This is a genomic window from Pseudomonas sp. LB3P25 (assembly GCF_054897985.1).
Genome location: NZ_CM142711.1, coordinates 3,108,389 through 3,126,819, shown reverse-complemented (window position 1 = coordinate 3,126,819; position 18,431 = coordinate 3,108,389). Strand labels below are relative to the sequence as shown.

Annotated in this window: 15 protein-coding genes; 9 read left to right on the top strand and 6 right to left on the bottom strand. The window is 59.5% G+C overall.

Translation table 11 applies throughout. The annotated features are described in order from the left end of the window. The first annotated feature begins 216 nt into the window (after positions 1-216). Positions 217-1,332, top strand: a complete 1,116-nt coding sequence (locus tag ACYZTW_RS14195) for a Gfo/Idh/MocA family protein (protein ID WP_462005398.1) — start codon at positions 217-219, stop codon at positions 1,330-1,332. A gap of 415 nt (positions 1,333-1,747) precedes the next feature. Here ACYZTW_RS14195 and ACYZTW_RS14190 read toward each other — a convergent pair whose 3' ends face one another. From ACYZTW_RS14190 to ACYZTW_RS14170, 5 genes are all read right to left on the bottom strand, one after another. After that, positions 1,748-1,996, bottom strand: coding sequence for a DUF1652 domain-containing protein (locus ACYZTW_RS14190; protein WP_462005397.1), 249 nt, complete (start codon positions 1,994-1,996; stop codon positions 1,748-1,750). A gap of 129 nt (positions 1,997-2,125) precedes the next feature. After that, on the bottom strand, positions 2,126-3,622 hold the full coding sequence (locus tag ACYZTW_RS14185; RefSeq protein ID WP_462005396.1) for a helix-turn-helix transcriptional regulator: 1,497 nt from the start codon (positions 3,620-3,622) through the stop codon (positions 2,126-2,128). A gap of 328 nt (positions 3,623-3,950) precedes the next feature. Continuing rightward, on the bottom strand, positions 3,951-4,322 hold the full coding sequence (locus ACYZTW_RS14180; protein ID WP_462005395.1) for a DUF6124 family protein: 372 nt from the start codon (positions 4,320-4,322) through the stop codon (positions 3,951-3,953). A 481-nt stretch (positions 4,323-4,803) separates the two neighbouring features. Next, positions 4,804-6,087, bottom strand: a complete 1,284-nt coding sequence (locus ACYZTW_RS14175) for a Zn-dependent hydrolase (protein ID WP_462005394.1) — start codon at positions 6,085-6,087, stop codon at positions 4,804-4,806. A gap of 142 nt (positions 6,088-6,229) precedes the next feature. Then, the gene (locus ACYZTW_RS14170) at positions 6,230-7,714 is read right to left on the bottom strand and encodes an NCS1 family nucleobase:cation symporter-1 (RefSeq protein WP_462005393.1); all 1,485 of its coding nucleotides are present in this window, start codon (positions 7,712-7,714) and stop codon (positions 6,230-6,232) included. Positions 7,715-8,268: 554 nt separating this feature from the next. Here ACYZTW_RS14170 and hydA point away from each other — a divergent pair. The 3 genes from hydA to preA all read left to right on the top strand — a co-directional run bounded on the left by hydA (position 8,269) and on the right by preA (position 12,554). Beyond that, positions 8,269-9,708: a dihydropyrimidinase gene (gene hydA / locus ACYZTW_RS14165; RefSeq protein WP_462005392.1), complete on the top strand. Its 1,440-nt coding sequence runs from the start codon at positions 8,269-8,271 to the stop codon at positions 9,706-9,708. A gap of 203 nt (positions 9,709-9,911) precedes the next feature. Then, positions 9,912-11,279, top strand: coding sequence for an NAD(P)-dependent oxidoreductase (locus ACYZTW_RS14160; protein ID WP_462005391.1), 1,368 nt, complete (start codon positions 9,912-9,914; stop codon positions 11,277-11,279). Beyond that, positions 11,280-12,554, top strand: coding sequence for an NAD-dependent dihydropyrimidine dehydrogenase subunit PreA (gene preA / locus ACYZTW_RS14155; protein WP_462005390.1), 1,275 nt, complete (start codon positions 11,280-11,282; stop codon positions 12,552-12,554). A 78-nt stretch (positions 12,555-12,632) separates the two neighbouring features. Here the strand turns inward: preA and ACYZTW_RS14150 are convergent, their stop codons facing one another. Next, the gene (locus ACYZTW_RS14150) at positions 12,633-13,253 is read right to left on the bottom strand and encodes a TetR/AcrR family transcriptional regulator (RefSeq protein ID WP_008149783.1); all 621 of its coding nucleotides are present in this window, start codon (positions 13,251-13,253) and stop codon (positions 12,633-12,635) included. 140 nt (positions 13,254-13,393) lie between these two features. Here ACYZTW_RS14150 and copC point away from each other — a divergent pair, with 140 nt between their 5' ends. The 5 genes from copC (at position 13,394) to ACYZTW_RS14125 (ending at position 18,257) form a co-directional block, all read left to right on the top strand. After that, the gene (copC, locus tag ACYZTW_RS14145) at positions 13,394-13,759 is read left to right on the top strand and encodes a copper homeostasis periplasmic binding protein CopC (RefSeq protein WP_462005389.1); all 366 of its coding nucleotides are present in this window, start codon (positions 13,394-13,396) and stop codon (positions 13,757-13,759) included. Positions 13,760-13,762: 3 nt separating this feature from the next. Next, on the top strand, positions 13,763-14,623 hold the full coding sequence (gene copD, locus ACYZTW_RS14140; protein ID WP_462005388.1) for a copper homeostasis membrane protein CopD: 861 nt from the start codon (positions 13,763-13,765) through the stop codon (positions 14,621-14,623). Between the two features lie 264 nt (positions 14,624-14,887). Then, positions 14,888-16,186: an OprD family porin gene (locus ACYZTW_RS14135; protein ID WP_462005387.1), complete on the top strand. Its 1,299-nt coding sequence runs from the start codon at positions 14,888-14,890 to the stop codon at positions 16,184-16,186. Between the two features lie 323 nt (positions 16,187-16,509). Beyond that, positions 16,510-17,328 (top strand): NAD-dependent epimerase/dehydratase family protein, encoded by an 819-nt coding sequence (locus ACYZTW_RS14130; RefSeq protein WP_462005386.1) that lies wholly within the window; start codon positions 16,510-16,512, stop codon positions 17,326-17,328. Between the two features lie 41 nt (positions 17,329-17,369). Continuing rightward, positions 17,370-18,257, top strand: coding sequence for an SMP-30/gluconolactonase/LRE family protein (locus tag ACYZTW_RS14125; RefSeq protein WP_462005385.1), 888 nt, complete (start codon positions 17,370-17,372; stop codon positions 18,255-18,257). Positions 18,258-18,431 lie beyond the last annotated feature (174 nt).

The following is an 18,431-nucleotide window of genomic DNA, read 5'->3' as shown; positions in this document are numbered from 1 at the left end:
TCGTTGATCTGCGCACCCGGAAACGATAGAGGTCGATAGCGAGACGCACAAGCCGGCGGATTCCGGTGTAGTTGTAGGCAATGGTGCAAGGCTGTGTAGCCCCGTGCTTCCTGACATTGCACAACAAAGGAATATTTATTCCATTCTGTTGCGAATTACGAATTTTTATTCCATTAATAGCCCTCCTGAAAACAAAATCCCAAAAGGACCCCGGCTATGCGCGAACTCGGTATCGGACTCATCGGCACAGGTTTCATGGGCCGCGCCCATGCCTTGGCGTTTCGCAACGTCAGTGCGGTTTTCGAACTGCCCCTCAAGCTCAAACTCGCCGCCCTGGCCGACGCCGATCCGCAGCGTGCCCGCCACTGCGCCGATGCCTGGGGTTTCAACTCCGCTCATAGCGACTGGCAACAACTGATCGATGACCCCCAGGTCAATCTGATCGCCATTACCACGCCCAATCATCTGCATTACCCCATGGCCATGGCCGCCCTCGCCGCCGGAAAACCGGTGTATTGCGAAAAGCCGTTGGCGGTGAATCTGGAACAGGCCGACGCCATGCGGCTGGCGGCCAAAGCGGCAGGCGTGGTGACGCGGGTGGGTTACAACTATCAGCACAACCCGATGATCGGGCTCGCCCGGCAGCTCATTGAAAACGGCGACTTGGGCCAGATCATCAGTTTCCAGGGTGAATTCAGCGAAGACTTCATGGCCGATCCCGCGTCACCCTGGTCCTGGCGTTGCGATGCCGATCATGCCGGTGGTGCACTGGCCGATCTGGGCAGTCATTTGTTGGCCATGGCCCGTTATCTGGTGGGCGATGTCGAGGCAGTGAGCGCCGACACCCAGACCGTACACCTGCAACGTCCCGCCACGGCTGGCAGTCCGGAGCAACGCAGTATCGCCGTCGACGATCAGGTCCATGCTCTGCTGAGGTTTTCCAACGGCGCCCGGGGCACGTTCAGCAGCAGCTGGCTCAAGCACGGCTACAAGAATCACCTGAGTTTTGAAATCAGCGGTACCCGAGGGACTCTGACGTTCGATCAGGAACGCCTGAATGAACTGCGACTGTTCCGTGCGGGTCAGGATGGTTTCCAGCGTTTGCTGGCGGGCCCGAACCTGCCGGGTTATGCGGCATTCAGTCCAGCGGCAGGGCATCAGTTGGGTTACAACGAACTCAAGACGCTGGAAGTGCATGATCTGGTGATGGCGTTGGCTGGCTTATCTCAGGGCGGAACGGATTTCGAGCAGGCGTGGGAAGTCGAGCGCCTGGCGACGGCGATTCGGTTGGCAGCGCGGGAGTCGCGTTGGGTCAGGATCGAGGAAGTCTGAGCGAAACGCGCGGATACCCGCCAGCAGCACAGTGCCGCTGGCGGTTCAACGTGAGCAGATGGACGCCTACTGAGTGACGCAACGAGTGAGCGTGGTTTCCCGGGTCACCTGCCCCTCAGCCCTCATATCGCCTTGCACATCGGTGTTTTCAGTGGTCTGGCAGGTGCGCACAGGGGGTGGAGGCGGCGCGGCGGGAGGTGGCGGTGGAGGGCTCGCACAACCACCCAGAAGCGCTATCCAGAGTGCGAACGACAGTGTTGTAAAAATGCGTTTCCCAAGACTTTTCATAGGTTGACCCGCGGTAAGTGATCGACATATTTCCGCGACCCAACACTCTCACCGCGAACCCGCGGACCGGTCACAGAAAAAATACTCTCGTATTCTTTATACGACCGCTGGCAAAACCCGACAGTTCCTAGGACGTCTCGGGGCAACGCAACGTGTTGCTCTCAAGTTCATAACGCAGCTCTTCGATCAACGCTGCCACCGCCTCCGGCGTTCGAAGGTTGGCCACGCTCAACCCACTGACCACCAGATCCACCTGCCCCGACACCGGATGATAGAGCTTCACCGTCAGTGAATGCTCACCCGTGACACTGCAGTCACAGGCCAACGGCGAGAAACTCCGCTCCAGTTGCATACGCAATTGCGCCACATAAATCATCCCGCGGTTCCTGTCGCTGTTTTGAAAGGGACGCGATACCCGAAGACCTGTATCGCACCCTTACAGCCTAAGAACTGCCGCACCCGGCCAGAACATGAATTTGCACCCCCTCGAGTAGTGCATTTGCACCTAACGCTGGGCCTTGGGCCGCCACTCACTGGAGAACAAACCGCGCTCGCGAGCCCAGACAATCGCCTCACTACGGCTGTGAACATCGAGCTTGGAATACACCGTCGACACATGGTTGCGCACCGTGTTCGGCGCAAGTTTGAGCCGCGCGGCGATTTCCTTGTCGGCCAGGCCTTCGCAGATCAGGCCGAGCACATCGCGCTCGCGGGCGGTCAGGTCGGTGAAAGACACGCTAGGCAACTGCGGCGAGTTGACGTTTTTCACGTTAGCGAGCTTCTCGATGAGCGTGCGGCTGAACCAGGAGGCGTCTTTCATCACCTCTTCGATCGCCGACACCAATTCCAGCTCCGTGCGTTTACGTTCGGTGATGTCCATCAACACCAGCAGGTAGCAGGGACTGTCTTGAATGTTCACGGTATCGGCCGAGACCGCGCAATCGATCAGCCCGGTGTCTTTCTTACGGAGGCTGACATCGATGCGATCCAGGCTTCCGGTTTTCTCCAGGGTTGCGAACAGCCGTGTACGTGCGCCCTTGTCATGGATGAAGTCGATCTCTGCGATGGTCTTGCCGAGCACTTCTTCACTGGGATACGCGAGCGTATCGAGGAAGGCTTCATTGACGTCCATCACCACCTGATCAATGGCGTTGCACACCAGGATCGGCACCGGGGTCAGTCGAAAAGCCTTGGCGAAACGTTCCTCGCTCTGACGCAGGGCGACTTCGGCCTTATGCCGAGGCTCGATGTCGACGAAGGAAAACAGCATGCAGGCTTCGTCGTTCAACTCAAGGGGCTGGCCAGCGACGATCACCTGTTTGCTGCCACCTTCGGGTAACTGCAGCTGCGCCTGCATTTGCGGAATGGTCGCCCCTTCGCGCAAACGCTGCTTGGCCAGGACTTTGTTTTCAGCCCCCTCCAGCACGTCCAGTTCATAGGTCGAACGGCCGATCACCTGATCACGGGCATAGCCGGTCATCTCCAGGAAGCCCGGGTTGACTTTGATGTAGCGCAAATCACTGAGGCGACAGATCACCGCCGGGGCCGGGTTGGCGTTGAAGGTTTTTTCGAAACGCTGTTCGGCGCTGGCCCACTCCGTGACATCGTTCATGATCAACACCAACGACTCCGGCTCGCCAGCGCTGTCAGCCAGTACCATGCTGCGCACGCTGTGGACCCAGGTGCGCTCTTCGTCATCCGCAGGCGTCACCTCAACCAACACATCGCTGAAGGTCTCGCCTCGGGCGACGCGGCTGATCGGATAATTATTGGCCTGAACCGGATGATTATTGCGATAACGCAAGGCGAAACGCTTGGCGTACTCCTTGGCATTCGCCCCCAGCTCGCTGAGTTTCCCGACGCCGTGCATGGCCAACGCGGCGTCATTGGCCCAGAGGAGGGTCTGGTCGAGCTCCAGCAGAATCACCCCATCGGACAGGCCGGCGATGATCTGCTGCAACTGACGGCGATTGGTTTCGGTGGTCAGGACGTCCCGGCTCATTGGATCTCCACGCGTGCGGCGGCGCATTCACGCGCCGCCCTGTGAAGATTACGACCGCGAGGGGGTGGGATAGTGCACACGACTCACCCGCCCAGCATTGCGAACGCGATCCCTGTGGCGAGGGAGCTTGCTCCCGCTGGGGTGCGAAGCGGCCCTCTATCCCGGCCCCATCAGGCATACCCCGTCAGCCGACTTACGACTGCTTCGCAGCCGAGCGGGAGCGAGCTCCCTCGCCACCAAAGCTGCGCCTGACCGAAACTTTTCACCAGCCAACAAAAAACGGCCCACAGGCCGTTTCTTGTGTTGAAGCACTGACACACTCAACCGGTTAGTCCACTGCGTTCTGCGGGTCAATATTGTCCAGCGCCCGATTCACTGCCAGCTCGCCCAGCATGATGATCTGCGCAATACCCAACAGGGAATTACGACTCGGCCCCTCCATATGATCCGCCAGGTCCATGGTCATGACATTGGCCGAGGCCAGCGACTCGCAAGCGTGGGCCAGCAAGGTTTCGGTATCGAGCTCCGGGTTGACGATGAACATCTTGCCGGGTGTGCGCGGGGTGGCTTTGATGTGGGCACCCGGATTGAGGTAATGATCGAGGGCACGGTCGGCGGCTTCGTGGAGTTTTTTGGGATCGAGGGAATCGTAAGGGGAAACGTTGTCGGTTTCCGGGGGATTGGGTGTGGCTTTGAACATGGTGAATCTCCTACATAAGTGGAGCCACCATGACCTGTCGCTAAACAAGTAAGGGTGGCGGCTGAACGCAGGTTAGCGAACCGGTTGTAGGCACCCGGCAGACCCGAGGGTCTCCCGCGCACAGCCGCCATAACGCAGATTGCAGACATAAAAAGCATGCAATGCAGCTTGGAGCGTTTGTGCGCCTACATAGTCGAGTCGCTAAACCCGGTCACTGAACATTCAGCGACCCGGAGACGATAAAGACCAGGCACGAGGCGCACAAGCCGGCGGATTCTGGCGTAGTTGTAGGCAATGACGCAAGGTGATGTAGCCTCGCATTTCCCGTGTAGGAACGGTCAATAGCAACAAAATTTTTCGATAATTGCGGCCCGAATTGTCAGGAGAACTGACCAAAACAATCCTTGAAAAGTGAGGCATGCCATTAGATCAAAAAAGATCGTCCGAAGGCTCGGGCCACGTTCGGACGATCTTTTGATCCTCAGGCCGCCAATTCACCGCTGGCAATCGCCGCCGACGCCGCCAGCATTGCCCGCAACAACACCGCACACCCGGCCGCCAGATCATCCGGCGCGGCGTTTTCGATTTCGTTGTGGCTGATGCCGCCTTCGCACGGTACGAAGATCATTCCCGCCGGGCCGAGTTCGGCAAGGAAGATTGCGTCGTGCCCTGCTCCGCTGACGATGTCCATGTGCGACAGGCCCAGCCCTTGGGCGGCGCCGCGTACCGCTTCGACGCAACCTTTGTCGAAGTACAGCGGCGGGAAATCCGCAGTGGGTGTCAGTTCAAAGGTCAGGCCGTGTTCCTCGCAGGTGGTTTCGATGACTTCACGGACTTCGGCGATCATCGAGTCCAGGCGCGCCGGTTCCAGATGACGGAAGTCCAGGGTCATGCGCACTTCGCCGGGGATGACGTTGCGTGAGCCGGGATAGGCTTGCAGGCAGCCGACGGTGCCGCAGGCGTGCGGTTGATGACCGAGGGCGGCGCGGTTGACCGCACCGACGATCACCGAAGCGCCGACCAGGGCATCCTTGCGCAGGTGCATCGGCGTCGGGCCGGCGTGGGCTTCGACGCCGCGCAGTTTCAGGTCGAACCATTTCTGGCCGAGGGCGCCCATCACCACGCCGATGGTTTTGCGTTCGTCTTCGAGGATCGGTCCTTGTTCGATATGGGCCTCGAAATAGGCGCCGACCGCATGGCCGCTGACCTCGCGTGGGCCGGCGTAGCCGATGGCGTTCAACGCTTCGCCGACGGTGACGCCCTCGGCATCGACCTTGGCCAGGGTTTCTTCGAGGGTGAATTTTTCTGCGAATACGCCGGAGCCCATCATGCACGGAGCGAAGCGTGAGCCTTCCTCGTTGGTCCAGACCACCACTTCCAGCGGCGCTTCGGTTTCCACGCCCAGATCATTGAGGGTGCGCAGCACTTCGACGCCGGCCAGTACGCCGAAGCAGCCGTCGAACTTGCCGCCGGTGGGTTGGGTGTCGATGTGGCTGCCGGTCATCACCGGTGGCAGGTTCGGGTTGCGGCCGGGGCGGCGGGCGAAGATGTTGCCGACGGCGTCGATGCTGACGGTGCAACCGGCCTCCTCGCACCAGTTGACGAAAATGTCCCGGGCCTGGCGGTCGAGGTCGGTCAGGGCCAGGCGACAGACGCCGCCCTTGACCGTGGCGCCGAGCTTGGCCAGGTCCATGAGCGACTGCCACAAGCGGTCGCGGTTGATGTGCTGATGGGTGGACTGCAGAACGTCTACGGCAGCGTTCATGATGATCTCCTCAGGCAGTTCTTATGGATTTCTTCAGGCATTTCTTGGGTGTCTTGGCGGCCGTCTTCGCGAGGAGGCTCGCTCCCACATTTGAAATGCATTCCCAATGTGGGAGCGAGCCTGCTCGCGAAGGGGCCCTCAGTCACACCGCAGATTTCGCAACAGACGGGCTGGGTCGCATCGAGCACAACCCGTAATAAATCAGCCCGCCAAGCGCCGAGCCGGTAAACCAGCCATAACTGTAGAACCAGCTGAATGCATCGCTACCGAGTGACAGCAGCGTCAGCATCACCGGCACACCGAACGCGATAAACCCGAGCCAGTTCCACGCCGGGTAAACGTCGTCACGGTAAAGACCCGCCAGGTCCAGTTGCTGTTTCTTGATCAGGAAATAATCCACCACCATGATCCCGGCGATCGGGCCCAACAGGCTCGAATAGCCCAGCAACCAGTTGGAATACACCGTCTCCAGACTCAAATCCGAGACGATCAAACCGAGCTTCTTCAACAGCTCATGGGCCATCAGCGCCAAGCCGACCAGACCGGTGAGCATCACCGCTTTGGTGCGGTTGATGAATTTGGGGGCGACGTTCTGGAAGTCGTTGGTCGGCGAAACGATATTGGCCGCCGTGTTGGTAGATAGCGTGGCGATGATGATCAGCGCCATGGCCAGTGCGACCCAGACCGGGCTCTGGATATGACCGATCAGGGTGACCGGATCGGAGACGGTGACGCCCACCAGTTTGACCGAGGCGGCCGTCATCACCACGCCGAGGGAGGCGAACAGAAACATGGTCAGGGGCAAGCCGATAATCTGCCCGACAATCTGATCCTTCTGGCTTTTCGCATAGCGGCTGAAATCCGGAATGTTCAGCGACAACGTGGCCCAGAACCCAACCATGGCGGTCAGCCCGGCGGCAAAGTAACTGACCACGCTGGCCCCTTCCGGACGTTTGGCCGGGATCGCCAGCAACTCGGTCATCGACACGTTCGGCATCGCCCATACCAACAGGCCCACACCCACCAGCACCAACAACGGCGCCGAGAGGGTTTCGAGCCATTTGATCGAGTCCGCCCCGCGAATAACCACCCATAGATTCAAGGCCCAGAACACCATGAAGCCGATCACTTCACCGGTACCGCCGAGGGATTTCCACCCTTCGAACACCGAGCCGAGAAACAGGTGAATGGCCAGTCCGCCGAACATCGTCTGAATGCCGAACCAGCCACACGCCACCAGCGCCCGGATCAGGCACGGAATGTTCGAACCGAGGATACCGAAGGACGAACGCAGCAACACCGGAAACGGAATGCCGTACTTGGTGCCGGGAAAGGCGTTCAGGGTCAGAGGGATCAGTACGATGATGTTGGCGAACAGAATCGCCAGCAGCGCTTCGCCGACGCTCAGGCCGAAATACGCGGTGAGCACGCCGCCGAGGGTGTAGGTCGGCACGCAGATCGCCATGCCGACCCACAATGCGGTGATGTGCCATTTGTTCCAGGTTCGTTCGCGCACCTTGGTCGGTGCCATATCGTGGTTGTAACGGGGGCTGTCGAGGACGTCACTGCCGGCTTCGAGCTCAAACAAGCCGTCGCGCTCGGTCACTTGCGATCTGATCTGTTGCATGGCCGCTCCACTGTTCTTTGAATTATTTTTTGCTCATCAGGGGGCTGGCGGCATCAATAAACGTGCCGGGCACCCCGTTTGCGCATCGGGCAGTTCCACAAAAACTTTGTAACCAACTGATGTTTATCAGTTTTATTTATATAGCCGATGAGTCACCGGTTACTTGCTTGTTCACTCAGGTCGAATGCCTGGCAAGTTGTCCGAACAGTCAGGACTCAATCTGGTGCATTCCACTTTTTTTCAACGTTGCGCATCAACCATAGACCATCCTCAAGCGGCTGATTTCACATAAGAAATCTCGTCTATTTTTAGAACCTGTCAAGTGCGTCAAAATGGTGAGAGGCCTCACCATTTTGGTGATTGCCGAACTTAATCGTTATTTATCAATAAGTTAAAACAGATATAAGCTTATAAAAAATATTCTTGCTCAATCCTCAAACTCAGACTAGCGTTCATTCCTGACAGCGCTGACAGGAATACACCTGTTTGCGTCAGCTTCATATAAAACATTTTAGAACCGGCACCAGTCGGTCATTGCCTGCGAGGAACTCGGAATGTCTCTGTTGATCCGTGGCGCCACCGTTGTTACCCATGATGAAAGTTATCGCGCCGACGTCTATTGCGCCGACGGCGTGATCAAAGCCATCGGCGAAAACCTTGATGTTCCGGCGGATGCCGAAGTGCTCGACGGCAGCGGCCAATACCTGATGCCCGGCGGCATCGATCCGCACACGCACATGCAACTGCCCTTCATGGGCACGGTGGCCAGTGAAGACTTCTTCAGCGGTACCGCGGCGGGACTCGCCGGTGGCACGACGTCGATCATCGACTTTGTGATTCCCAATCCGCAGCAATCCTTGATGGAAGCCTTTCATCAGTGGCGCGGCTGGGCCGAGAAGTCGGCGTCGGATTACGGTTTCCATGTCGCGATCACCTGGTGGAGCGAACAGGTCCGCGAGGAAATGGCCGAGCTGGTCAGCCAGCACGGGGTCAATAGCTTCAAGCACTTCATGGCCTACAAGAACGCGATCATGGCCGCCGACGACACCCTGGTAGCAAGTTTTGAGCGTTGCCTGGAACTGGGCGCAGTGCCAACCGTGCATGCGGAGAACGGCGAACTGGTCTATCACCTGCAACGCAAGTTGATGGCTCAAGGCATGACCGGCCCGGAAGCGCATCCGTTGTCGCGCCCTTCGCAGGTGGAAGGTGAAGCGGCCAGTCGGGCGATCCGCATCGCCGAAACCCTGGGCACGCCGCTGTATCTGGTGCACGTCTCGACCAAGGAAGCCCTCGACGAAATCACCTACGCCCGCAGCAAGGGCCAACAAGTCTACGGCGAAGTCCTGGCCGGGCATTTGCTGCTGGACGACAGCGTCTATCAACACCCGGACTGGCAGACCGCTGCCGGTTACGTGATGAGCCCGCCCTTCCGTCCGCGCGGCCATCAAGAGGCGCTTTGGCACGGTCTGCAATCGGGCAACCTGCACACCACCGCCACCGACCATTGCTGCTTCTGCGCCGAACAAAAAGCGGCTGGCCGTGACGATTTCAGCAAAATCCCCAATGGCACGGCCGGTATCGAAGACCGCATGGCGGTGCTCTGGGATGAAGGGGTGAACACCGGGCGTTTGTCGATGCAGCACTTCGTGGCGCTCACCTCCACCAACACCGCGAAAATCTTCAACCTCTACCCGCGTAAAGGGGCGATTCGCGTCGGTGCGGATGCGGATCTGGTGCTGTGGGATCCGGAAGGTACACGAACGATTTCGGCGAAGACTCACCATCAGCAGGTCGACTTCAACATCTTTGAAGGCAAGACCGTGCGCGGTGTTCCGAGCCACACCGTCAGCCAGGGCCGGGTGGTGTGGGCCGATGGTGATTTGCGGGCCGAACGTGGCGCCGGGCGGTATGTCGAACGGCCGGCGTATCCGGCGGTGTTTGATTTGCTGAGTAAGCGGGCTGAGATGAACAGGCCGACGGCTGTGAAACGCTGATCTGCCCTCTGTGGCGAGGGAGCTTGCTCCCGCTGGACTGCGCAGCAGGCCAAAAGCCAGTCGACTCGGGGGGCAGGACAACCGAGTTGGCAGGATGTGGGGCGGCTTCGCCCCCAGCGGGAGCAAGCTCCCTCGCCACAGAATGATGCGAAAAAACCAATGCCCATCAGAGGCAATACCTCAATAACCGTGAGGCCAACACCGTGATCAAGACCCTGAACCACCTCCCGCATCCCTATGAGAATGCGGCCGCCCTCGCTGGTCATTTCACCGATCTGGCGCCACCGCTCAACGACCGTCAGGCCCACCTGGAAGCCTCACGTTGCCTGTACTGCTACGACGCGCCGTGCGTGAATGCCTGTCCGAGCGAGATCGACATTCCGTCGTTCATCCGCAATATCCATCAGGAAAACGTTCAGGGCGCCGCGCAAAAAATCCTCTCGGCGAACATCCTCGGCGGCAGTTGCGCCCGGGTGTGCCCGACGGAAGTTCTTTGCCAGCAAGCCTGCGTGCGCAACAACGACCATGAATGCGCACCGGTGCTGATCGGCCTGTTGCAGCGTTACGCCGTCGACAACGCACACTTCAGCGAACACCCCTTCACGCGTGCTGCGTCAACCGGCAAGCGCATCGCCGTGGTTGGCGCCGGTCCGGCCGGTTTGTCCTGCGCTCACCGCAGTGCCATGCACGGTCATGACGTGGTGATTTTCGAGGCACGGGAAAAGGCTGGTGGCCTCAACGAATACGGGATCGCCAAGTACAAACTGGTGGACGATTACGCGCAGAAGGAGCTTGAATTCCTAATGGACATTGGCGGCATCGAAATCCGCCATGGGCAAAAACTCGGCGAGAACCTGACCTTAAGCGAACTGCATCAGCAATTCGATGCGGTGTTCTTGGGCCTCGGCTTGAACGCCAGTAAACAACTGGGTCTGGCCCACGAAGACGCACCCGGCCTGCTCGCTGCCACCGATTACATCCGCGAATTGCGTCAGGCCGACGACCTCACTCAGCTGCCGCTGGCTGATCATTGCATCGTGCTGGGCGCCGGCAACACCGCCATCGACATGGCCGTGCAAATGGCTCGCCTTGGGGCTCGCGACGTGAATCTGGTGTACCGCCGCGGTGTCGAGGAAATGGGCGCCACGGGTCACGAACAGGACATCGCCAAAGCCAATCAGGTGCGGCTGCTGACCTGGGCACAACCTGAAGAAGTGTTGCTCGACGACCTGGGCCAGGTGCGCGGCATGCGCTTCGCCCGCACTCATTTGGTAGACGGTCGCCTGCAAACCACCGGCGAAACCTTCGAACTGGCCGCTGATGCGATCTTCAAAGCCATCGGCCAGGCCTTCGACGCCAGCGCCCTCGCCGATCCGCTGGCCCGTGAACTCAAGCGTCAGGGCGAGCGGATTCAAGTGGACGAAAACCTGCGCACCAGCATCCCCGGCGTGTACGCCGGCGGCGACTGCACCAGTCTCGATCAGGACCTCACCGTACAGGCCGTGCAGCACGGTAAACGGGCCGCCGAGGCCATCAACGCCCAACTCATGATCAACGTGGAGGCTGCGTAAATGGCCGATCTCTCGATTGTCTTCGCCGGCATCAAAGCCCCCAATCCGTTCTGGCTGGCCTCCGCGCCACCCACCGACAAGGCCTACAACGTGGTCCGTGCTTTCGAGGCCGGTTGGGGTGGCGTGGTCTGGAAAACCCTGGGTGAAGACCCGGCGGCGGTCAACGTGTCGTCGCGTTACTCGGCGCACTTCGGTGCCAACCGCGAAGTGGTGGGTTTCAACAACATCGAGCTGATCACTGATCGCTCGCTGGAGATCAACCTGCGGGAAATCACTCAGGTCAAAAAGGACTGGCCGGACCGCGCGCTGATTGTGTCGCTGATGGTGCCCTGCGTTGAAGAATCCTGGAAATTCATCTTGCCGCTGGTGGAAGCCACCGGTGCCGACGGCATCGAGCTGAACTTCGGTTGCCCGCACGGGATGCCGGAGCGCGGTATGGGCGCGGCGGTCGGCCAGGTGCCGGAGTACGTCGAGCAGGTCACCCGCTGGTGCAAGACGTACTGCTCGCTGCCGGTGATCGTCAAGCTCACGCCGAACATCACCGACATTCGCGTCGCCGCCCGCGCAGCTCATCGGGGTGGTGCGGATGCGGTGTCGCTGATCAACACAATCAACTCGATCACCAGCGTCAACCTGGAGCGCATGGTCGCCAATCCCGCCGTCGGCAGCCAAAGCACCCACGGCGGTTATTGCGGTTCGGCGGTGAAGCCGATTGCGCTGAACATGGTCGCCGAAATCGCCCGCGACCCGCAGACGCAAGGCCTGCCGATCTCCGGCATTGGCGGCATTAGCAGCTGGCGCGACGCCGCGGAGTTCATCGCGTTGGGCAGCGGCTCGGTGCAGGTGTGCACGGCGGCGATGCTGCATGGCTTCCGGATTGTCGAGGAAATGAAAGACGGGTTGTCACGCTGGATGGACAGTCAGGGCTACGCCAGCGTGTCAGAGTTTTCCGGGCGTGCGGTGGGCAACACCACGGACTGGAAGTACCTGGACATCAACTATCAGGTGATTGCGAAGATTGACCAGGAAGCGTGCATTGGTTGCGGTCGCTGCCACATTGCTTGCGAAGACACTTCGCACCAGGCGATTGCCAGCCTGAAGCAGGCAGACGGGACGCATAAATATGAAGTGATTGATGATGAGTGCGTGGGGTGCAATCTGTGCCAGATCACGTGCCCGGTGCAGGATTGTATTGAGATGGTGGCGATAGAGAACGGGAAGCCGTTTCTGGATTGGAATCATGATCCAAGGAATCCGTATCACGTTACCGTTTGATCGTTGAAGATCAAGAGATCGCAGCCTCGTTTCACTCGACAGCTCCTACAGAGTGAAACGAGGCTGCGATCTTTTGATTCACGGCTCCAAGCCGATCCCGCGCAAGATCACACTCGTCACCGTCTGCACCGCCCGCTCAAACTGCATGTCCGACAGCGGCTGGTGGTCATTCAGAATATTCACCTGATGATCAAAGTCGGCGTAGTGCTGGGTCGACGCCCAGATCATGTACAGCAGGCTCGAAGGTTCCACCGGCAGGATGCGTTTGTCGTCCACCCACTGGCGAATTTTCGCTTCTTTCATCTTGGCCCAGTCGTACAGACTGACGTCCAGTTTCTCACCCAGCGTTGGCGCGCCGTGGATGATTTCGTTGGCCCAGACTTTGGAGCCGTAAGGCCGGCTGCGGGAGTGGTTCATCTTGGCGCGGATGTAGCTGCTGAGCACCACGCGCGGGTCGTCGAACATCTCGAAGCACAGAGCGTCCTGTTTCCACACTTCCAGCAAACCCAACAGCACCGCGCTGTACAGCTCACTCTTGGTGCTGAAGTAGTAATGCAGGTTGGAGCGCGGCAGTTGCACTTCGGCGGCGATGTCGGCCATGGCGGTACCGCCGAAACCTTTTTCGGCGAAAACCTTTTCGGCCCCCAACAGAATTTTCTCGACGTTACTGCGACGAATCTCGATCTTGTGATTGCCCATGAGGGCTCCCTGACAACAGCGTTGATCAAGACTAGCATCCGCTCTACCTCGCGGCGACAAGGGAAAACGAAACTTCGTACACCCAGCGTCTCGCAGGTAAACTGACCACCTTTTCGAACCCGCCTCAGAGGTATTCCACGATGCTGCTCAAGAAAACCCTGACCACCGTCGCCCTGCTCGGCTCGCTGTTCGCCGCTTCATCGGTGTTTGCCCACGCCCATCTGAAAAGCCAGACCCCGGCCGCCAACAGCACGGTGAGCGCGCCGTCGGAACTGCGCCTGGTGTTTTCCGAAGGCGTTGAAGCGACCTTTTCCAAGGTCACGATCGGCAAGGACGGCGCCCCCGTCGCAGTGAAAAGCCTGGCCACCGAAGGCAGCGACAAGAAAACCCTGATCGTCACCCCGGCCGCACCGTTGGCAGCGGGTGCTTACAAAGTCGAATGGCACGCGGTGTCGGTCGATACCCACAAAAGCGAAGGCGCCTATAGCTTCAAGGTTGGCCAGTAATTCATGACGAGCGCGATGGTGCTGTGCCGCTTTCTGCATTTCACTGTCGTGCTGATGCTGTTCGGGGCCTGGGTGTTCAGGCCTCTGCTGGTCAATGGCGACGCTGGAAATCTGGATCTGCGACTGACGAAGACAAGCCGCTGGCTGGCGGCGGTGGCGTTGGTCACTGGCGTTAGCTGGTTGCTGCTGATCACCGCCAGCATGGCCGGATCGTGGGACGCGGCATTCGATCCATCGACCCTGCAACTGGTGCTGGGCAAGACGTTTTTCGGCCAGGTATGGCGCTGGCACCTGCTGCTCAATGCTGTGTTGGTCGCGCTGCTAATGACGCCATTGCGCTCAAACCTGCCCCTGCGAATCGGCCTCGCCAGCCTGCTGCTGGCCACCCTCGCCCCGGTCGGCCACGGCGCCATGCTCGACGGCCTCAACGGCCAATTGCTGATCCTCAATCAAATCATTCACCTGACCTGCGTCGGTGCCTGGCTCGGCGGCTTGATGCTGTTGGTGATGATCCTGCGGCAGCCGACAGAGCATTCAATCAAGGCGACCTTGCAACGCTTCAGCGGCGTTGGTTACGTATTGGTGGCGGGGTTGGTGATGACCGGTTTGATCAACGTGCGGGTACTCACCGGGCAGTTCTGGCCGACGCCGTTGCTGTCCGGGTTTGCGCTGATTCTGTTGATCAAGGTTGTGCTTGTCGCCGCGATGCTGGGATTGGCACTGTTCAATCGACTGCGGATCAACGACTGCGAGCAGCGTCCGACTGCTTTGAAAAGCAGCGTCATCTTCGAATGGTTGCTGGGGATGGGAGCGGTGGCAGCGGTTTCTTTACTCGGCACGATGCCGCCGATGATCACCGGCTAAAACGCCAATCCCTGTGGGAGCGAGCCGGCTCCGGGCGGCGCTCCGACGAAAGCGGTGTGTCATTCAACATCAATGTTGCCTGACAGAGCCTATTCGCGAGCAGGCTCGCTCCCACAGGGTTCTTCGGCATACTACAAAATCGCGCAAAGTCATCGTACAACTTCTGATTGACATTCCCCGCAACACTTGCAAATAATCCGCCCCAATGTTGTACGACGACGTATGACAAAAAATAAAAACAACAAGAAACACGGGAGCGTCACTGTGAGCAAGCTCGTCCGCAATTCCTCCGTCTGCACCCCTCGCCCAACCTTCGCACGCCGTCACACCCTGAGCCTGATCGGTTGCAGCAGCCTGGTCCTCGCCCTGCCCATGACCAGTCATGCCGAAGGTTTCGTCGATGACGCCAAAGCCACGTTGAACTTGCGCAACTTCTACATCAACCGCAACTTCACTAACCCGGCCTACCCGCAGGGCAAGGCTGAGGAGTGGACGCAAAGCTTCATCCTCGATGCCAAATCCGGGTTCACCCAAGGCCCCGTCGGTTTCGGCATGGATGTGCTGGGCCTGTACTCGGAAAAGCTCGACGGTGGCAAAGGCACAGGCGGCACCTCGTTGCTGCCGATTCATGACGACGGCCGCCCTGCCGACAATTTCGGGCGCCTGGGTGTGGCGCTGAAAGGTAAAGTCTCGAAAACCGAATTGAAGGTCGGCGAATGGATGCCGGTGTTGCCGATCCTGCGCTCCGACGACGGCCGCTCCCTGCCGCAAACCTTCCGCGGCGGTCAGGTAACGTCCACAGAGATCAGTGGCCTGACGCTCTACGGCGGCCAGTTCCGCGCCAACAGCCCGCGCAACGATGCGAGCATGGAAGACATGTTCATGAACGGCAAATCGGCTGCTTTCACCTCGGACCGTTTCAACTTTGGCGGCGGTGAATATGCGTTCAACGAAAAGCGCACCCAGGTCGGCGTCTGGTACGCACAACTCAGCGACATTTATCAGCAGCAGTATTTCAACCTGAGCCACAGCCAGCCCATCGGCGACTGGACCCTCGGCGCCAACCTTGGCTACTTCATCGGCAAGGAAGACGGCAGCGCCCTGGCCGGCGACCTCGACAACAAAACCGCATTCGCCATGCTCTCGGCCAAATACGGCGGCAACACCTTCTTTGTCGGCCTGCAAAAACTCACCGGCGACGATGTCTGGATGCGGGTCAACGGCACCAGCGGCGGCACCCTGGCCAACGACAGCTACAACTCCAGCTATGACAACGCCAAGGAAAGATCCTGGCAGCTGCGCCACGACTACAATTTTGTGGCGCTCGGCATTCCCGGCCTGACGATGATGAACCGCTACATCAGCGGCGATAACGTGCACACAGGCACCATCACCGACGGCAAGGAATGGGGCCGCGAGTCAGAACTGGCTTACACGGTGCAGAGCGGCGCGCTGAAGAATCTCAACGTCAAATGGCGTAATGCGTCGATCCGCAAGGACTTCAGCACCAATGAATTCGACGAAAACCGCATTATCATCAACTACCCGATCTCGTTGCTGTAAGGCGGGTATTTCGACAAGGTTGAATCCCCGATTTGTGCCACAACTCACTCTTTGTAGCAGCTGGCGAAGCCTGCGTCCGGCTGCGGAGCAGTCGTAAAATCAGCCGACGCGGTGCATCAGGAAAATCACGTGCGCAGGGTTTACGACTGCTGCGCAGCCGAACGCAGGCTTCGCCAGCTGCTACATCGATCGCGGGGCGACCAGACCCTTCGTCAATTTCAATTGATGTGTCGTTGACAACCACCAGAATGGCTAACGATACTTCGCCTTAGTCGTACGACAACTTACAACAACTAACAATAACTGCGTATCCAGGGACTTCCATGACCACTACTCCCCCAGCCCCTTTCAATCGTCTACTCCTGACCGGTGCCGCCGGTGGCCTCGGCAAAGTCCTGCGCGAACGCCTGCGGCCCTACGCCAATGTGATTCGCCTGTCGGACATCGCTGACATCGCCCCGGCCATCGATGACCGTGAAGAAGTCGTGCCCTGCGACCTGGCAGACAAGCAAGCAGTCCATCAACTGGTCGAAGGCGTGGACGCAATCCTGCACTTCGGCGGCGTGTCGACGGAGCACTCCTTCGAAGAGATCCTCGGCGCCAACATCTGCGGCGTGTTTCACATCTACGAAGCTGCTCGCCGCCATAGTGTGAAGCGCGTGATTTTCGCCAGTTCCAACCACGTGATCGGCTTCTATAAGCAGGATGAAGTCATCGACGCCCACTCCCCTCGCCGCCCGGACAGCTACTACGGCTTGTCCAAGTCCTACGGCGAAGACATGGCCAGTTTCTACTTCGATCGCTACGGCATCGAGACCGTCAGCGTGCGCATCGGCTCCTCGTTCGCGGAACCACTGAACCGCCGCATGATGAGCACCTGGCTGAGCTTCGGTGATCTGACCCAACTGCTCGAATGCGCGTTGTACGCCCCGAACGTCGGCCATACCGTGGTCTACGGCGTGTCCGATAACAAGAACGTTTGGTGGGATAACCGTTTCGCAACCGGCCTGGGTTATAAACCACAGGACAACTCCGAAGTATTCCGCGAAAAAATCGAAGCCCAACCAATGCCGGCCGCTGATGACCCTGCGATGGTTTACCAGGGGGGCGCGTTTGTCGCTTCTGGCCCGTTTGGCGACTGAACCTCCTCACCCCAAACAAAAACCCCAGGGAATGAGTTGCCATGCACGCTGAATTGATTGTCGATGCCCGTAACGCGGTCGGGGAATGCCCGGTCTGGGTCCCCGAAGAAAACGCCCTGTACTGGGTCGATATTCCCGCCGGGGGCCTGCAACGCTGGAGCGCCGAAACCGGTCATGTCCACGCCTGGACAGCGCCGGAAATGCTCGCCTGCATCGCGCGTCACCGCGACGGTGGCTGGGTTGCCGGGATGGAAAGCGGGTTCTTCCATCTGCACCCGCACAACGACGGCAGCCTCGACAGCGCACTGCTGGCACATGTCGATCACGCCCGCCCCGATATGCGCCTGAACGATGGTCGCTGCGATCGTCAGGGGCGCTTCTGGGCCGGCAGTATGGTGCTGAACATGGGCGCCAACGCTGCCGACGGCTCGCTTTACCGTTACAGTGCCGGGCAACGCGGGCCACTCGAGGCGCAACTCAGCGGGCTTATCGTGCCCAACGGTCTGGGTTTCAGCCCGGACGGGCGGACGATGTACCTGTCTGACTCTCATCCCCTGGTCCAGCAAATCTGGGCCTTTGATTACGACACCGACAGCGGCACGCCGTCCAACCGGAGGCTGTTCGTCGACATGCATCAGTTCCCTGGTCGTCCCGATGGCGCTGCGGTCGATGCCGAAGGCGGCTACTGGATTTGCGCCAATGACGCCGGGCTGATTCACCGCTTTAACCCCGACGGCCGACTGGACCGTTCCCTCGCCGTACCGGTGAAAAAACCGAGCATGTGCGCCTTCGGCGGCAGTCGCCTGGACACGCTGTTCGTGACCTCGATCCGCCCCGGCGACGACCACGACGAACAGTCACTGGCCGGCGGTGTGTTCGCCCTCTATCCCGGGGTGAAAGGTTTGCCGGAGCCGCTGTTCCAGGGATGAAGCAGGTCGCCATGTAGCAGCTGCCGAAGGCTGCGTTCGGCTGCGCAGCAGTCGTAAAACCATACGGCGCGGTGTATCAGAAAAATCGCATTCACCGGATTGACGACTGCTTCGCAGCCGAACGCAGGCTTCGCCAGCTGCTACAAGGCTCAGCGGTGTTCTCACATCAGAGTT

Coding starts and splice junctions, on each gene's coding strand:
- ACYZTW_RS14195 (WP_462005398.1), top strand. CDS start 217: ATGCGCGAACTCGGTATCGGACTCATCGGCACAGGTTTCATGGGCCGC.
- ACYZTW_RS14190 (WP_462005397.1), bottom strand. CDS start 1,996: ATGATTTATGTGGCGCAATTGCGTATGCAACTGGAGCGGAGTTTCTCG.
- ACYZTW_RS14185 (WP_462005396.1), bottom strand. CDS start 3,622: ATGAGCCGGGACGTCCTGACCACCGAAACCAATCGCCGTCAGTTGCAG.
- ACYZTW_RS14180 (WP_462005395.1), bottom strand. CDS start 4,322: ATGTTCAAAGCCACACCCAATCCCCCGGAAACCGACAACGTTTCCCCT.
- ACYZTW_RS14175 (WP_462005394.1), bottom strand. CDS start 6,087: ATGAACGCTGCCGTAGACGTTCTGCAGTCCACCCATCAGCACATCAAC.
- ACYZTW_RS14170 (WP_462005393.1), bottom strand. CDS start 7,714: ATGCAACAGATCAGATCGCAAGTGACCGAGCGCGACGGCTTGTTTGAG.
- hydA (WP_462005392.1), top strand. CDS start 8,269: ATGTCTCTGTTGATCCGTGGCGCCACCGTTGTTACCCATGATGAAAGT.
- preA (WP_462005390.1), top strand. CDS start 11,280: ATGGCCGATCTCTCGATTGTCTTCGCCGGCATCAAAGCCCCCAATCCG.
- ACYZTW_RS14150 (WP_008149783.1), bottom strand. CDS start 13,253: ATGGGCAATCACAAGATCGAGATTCGTCGCAGTAACGTCGAGAAAATT.
- copC (WP_462005389.1), top strand. CDS start 13,394: ATGCTGCTCAAGAAAACCCTGACCACCGTCGCCCTGCTCGGCTCGCTG.
- copD (WP_462005388.1), top strand. CDS start 13,763: ATGACGAGCGCGATGGTGCTGTGCCGCTTTCTGCATTTCACTGTCGTG.
- ACYZTW_RS14130 (WP_462005386.1), top strand. CDS start 16,510: ATGACCACTACTCCCCCAGCCCCTTTCAATCGTCTACTCCTGACCGGT.
- ACYZTW_RS14125 (WP_462005385.1), top strand. CDS start 17,370: ATGCACGCTGAATTGATTGTCGATGCCCGTAACGCGGTCGGGGAATGC.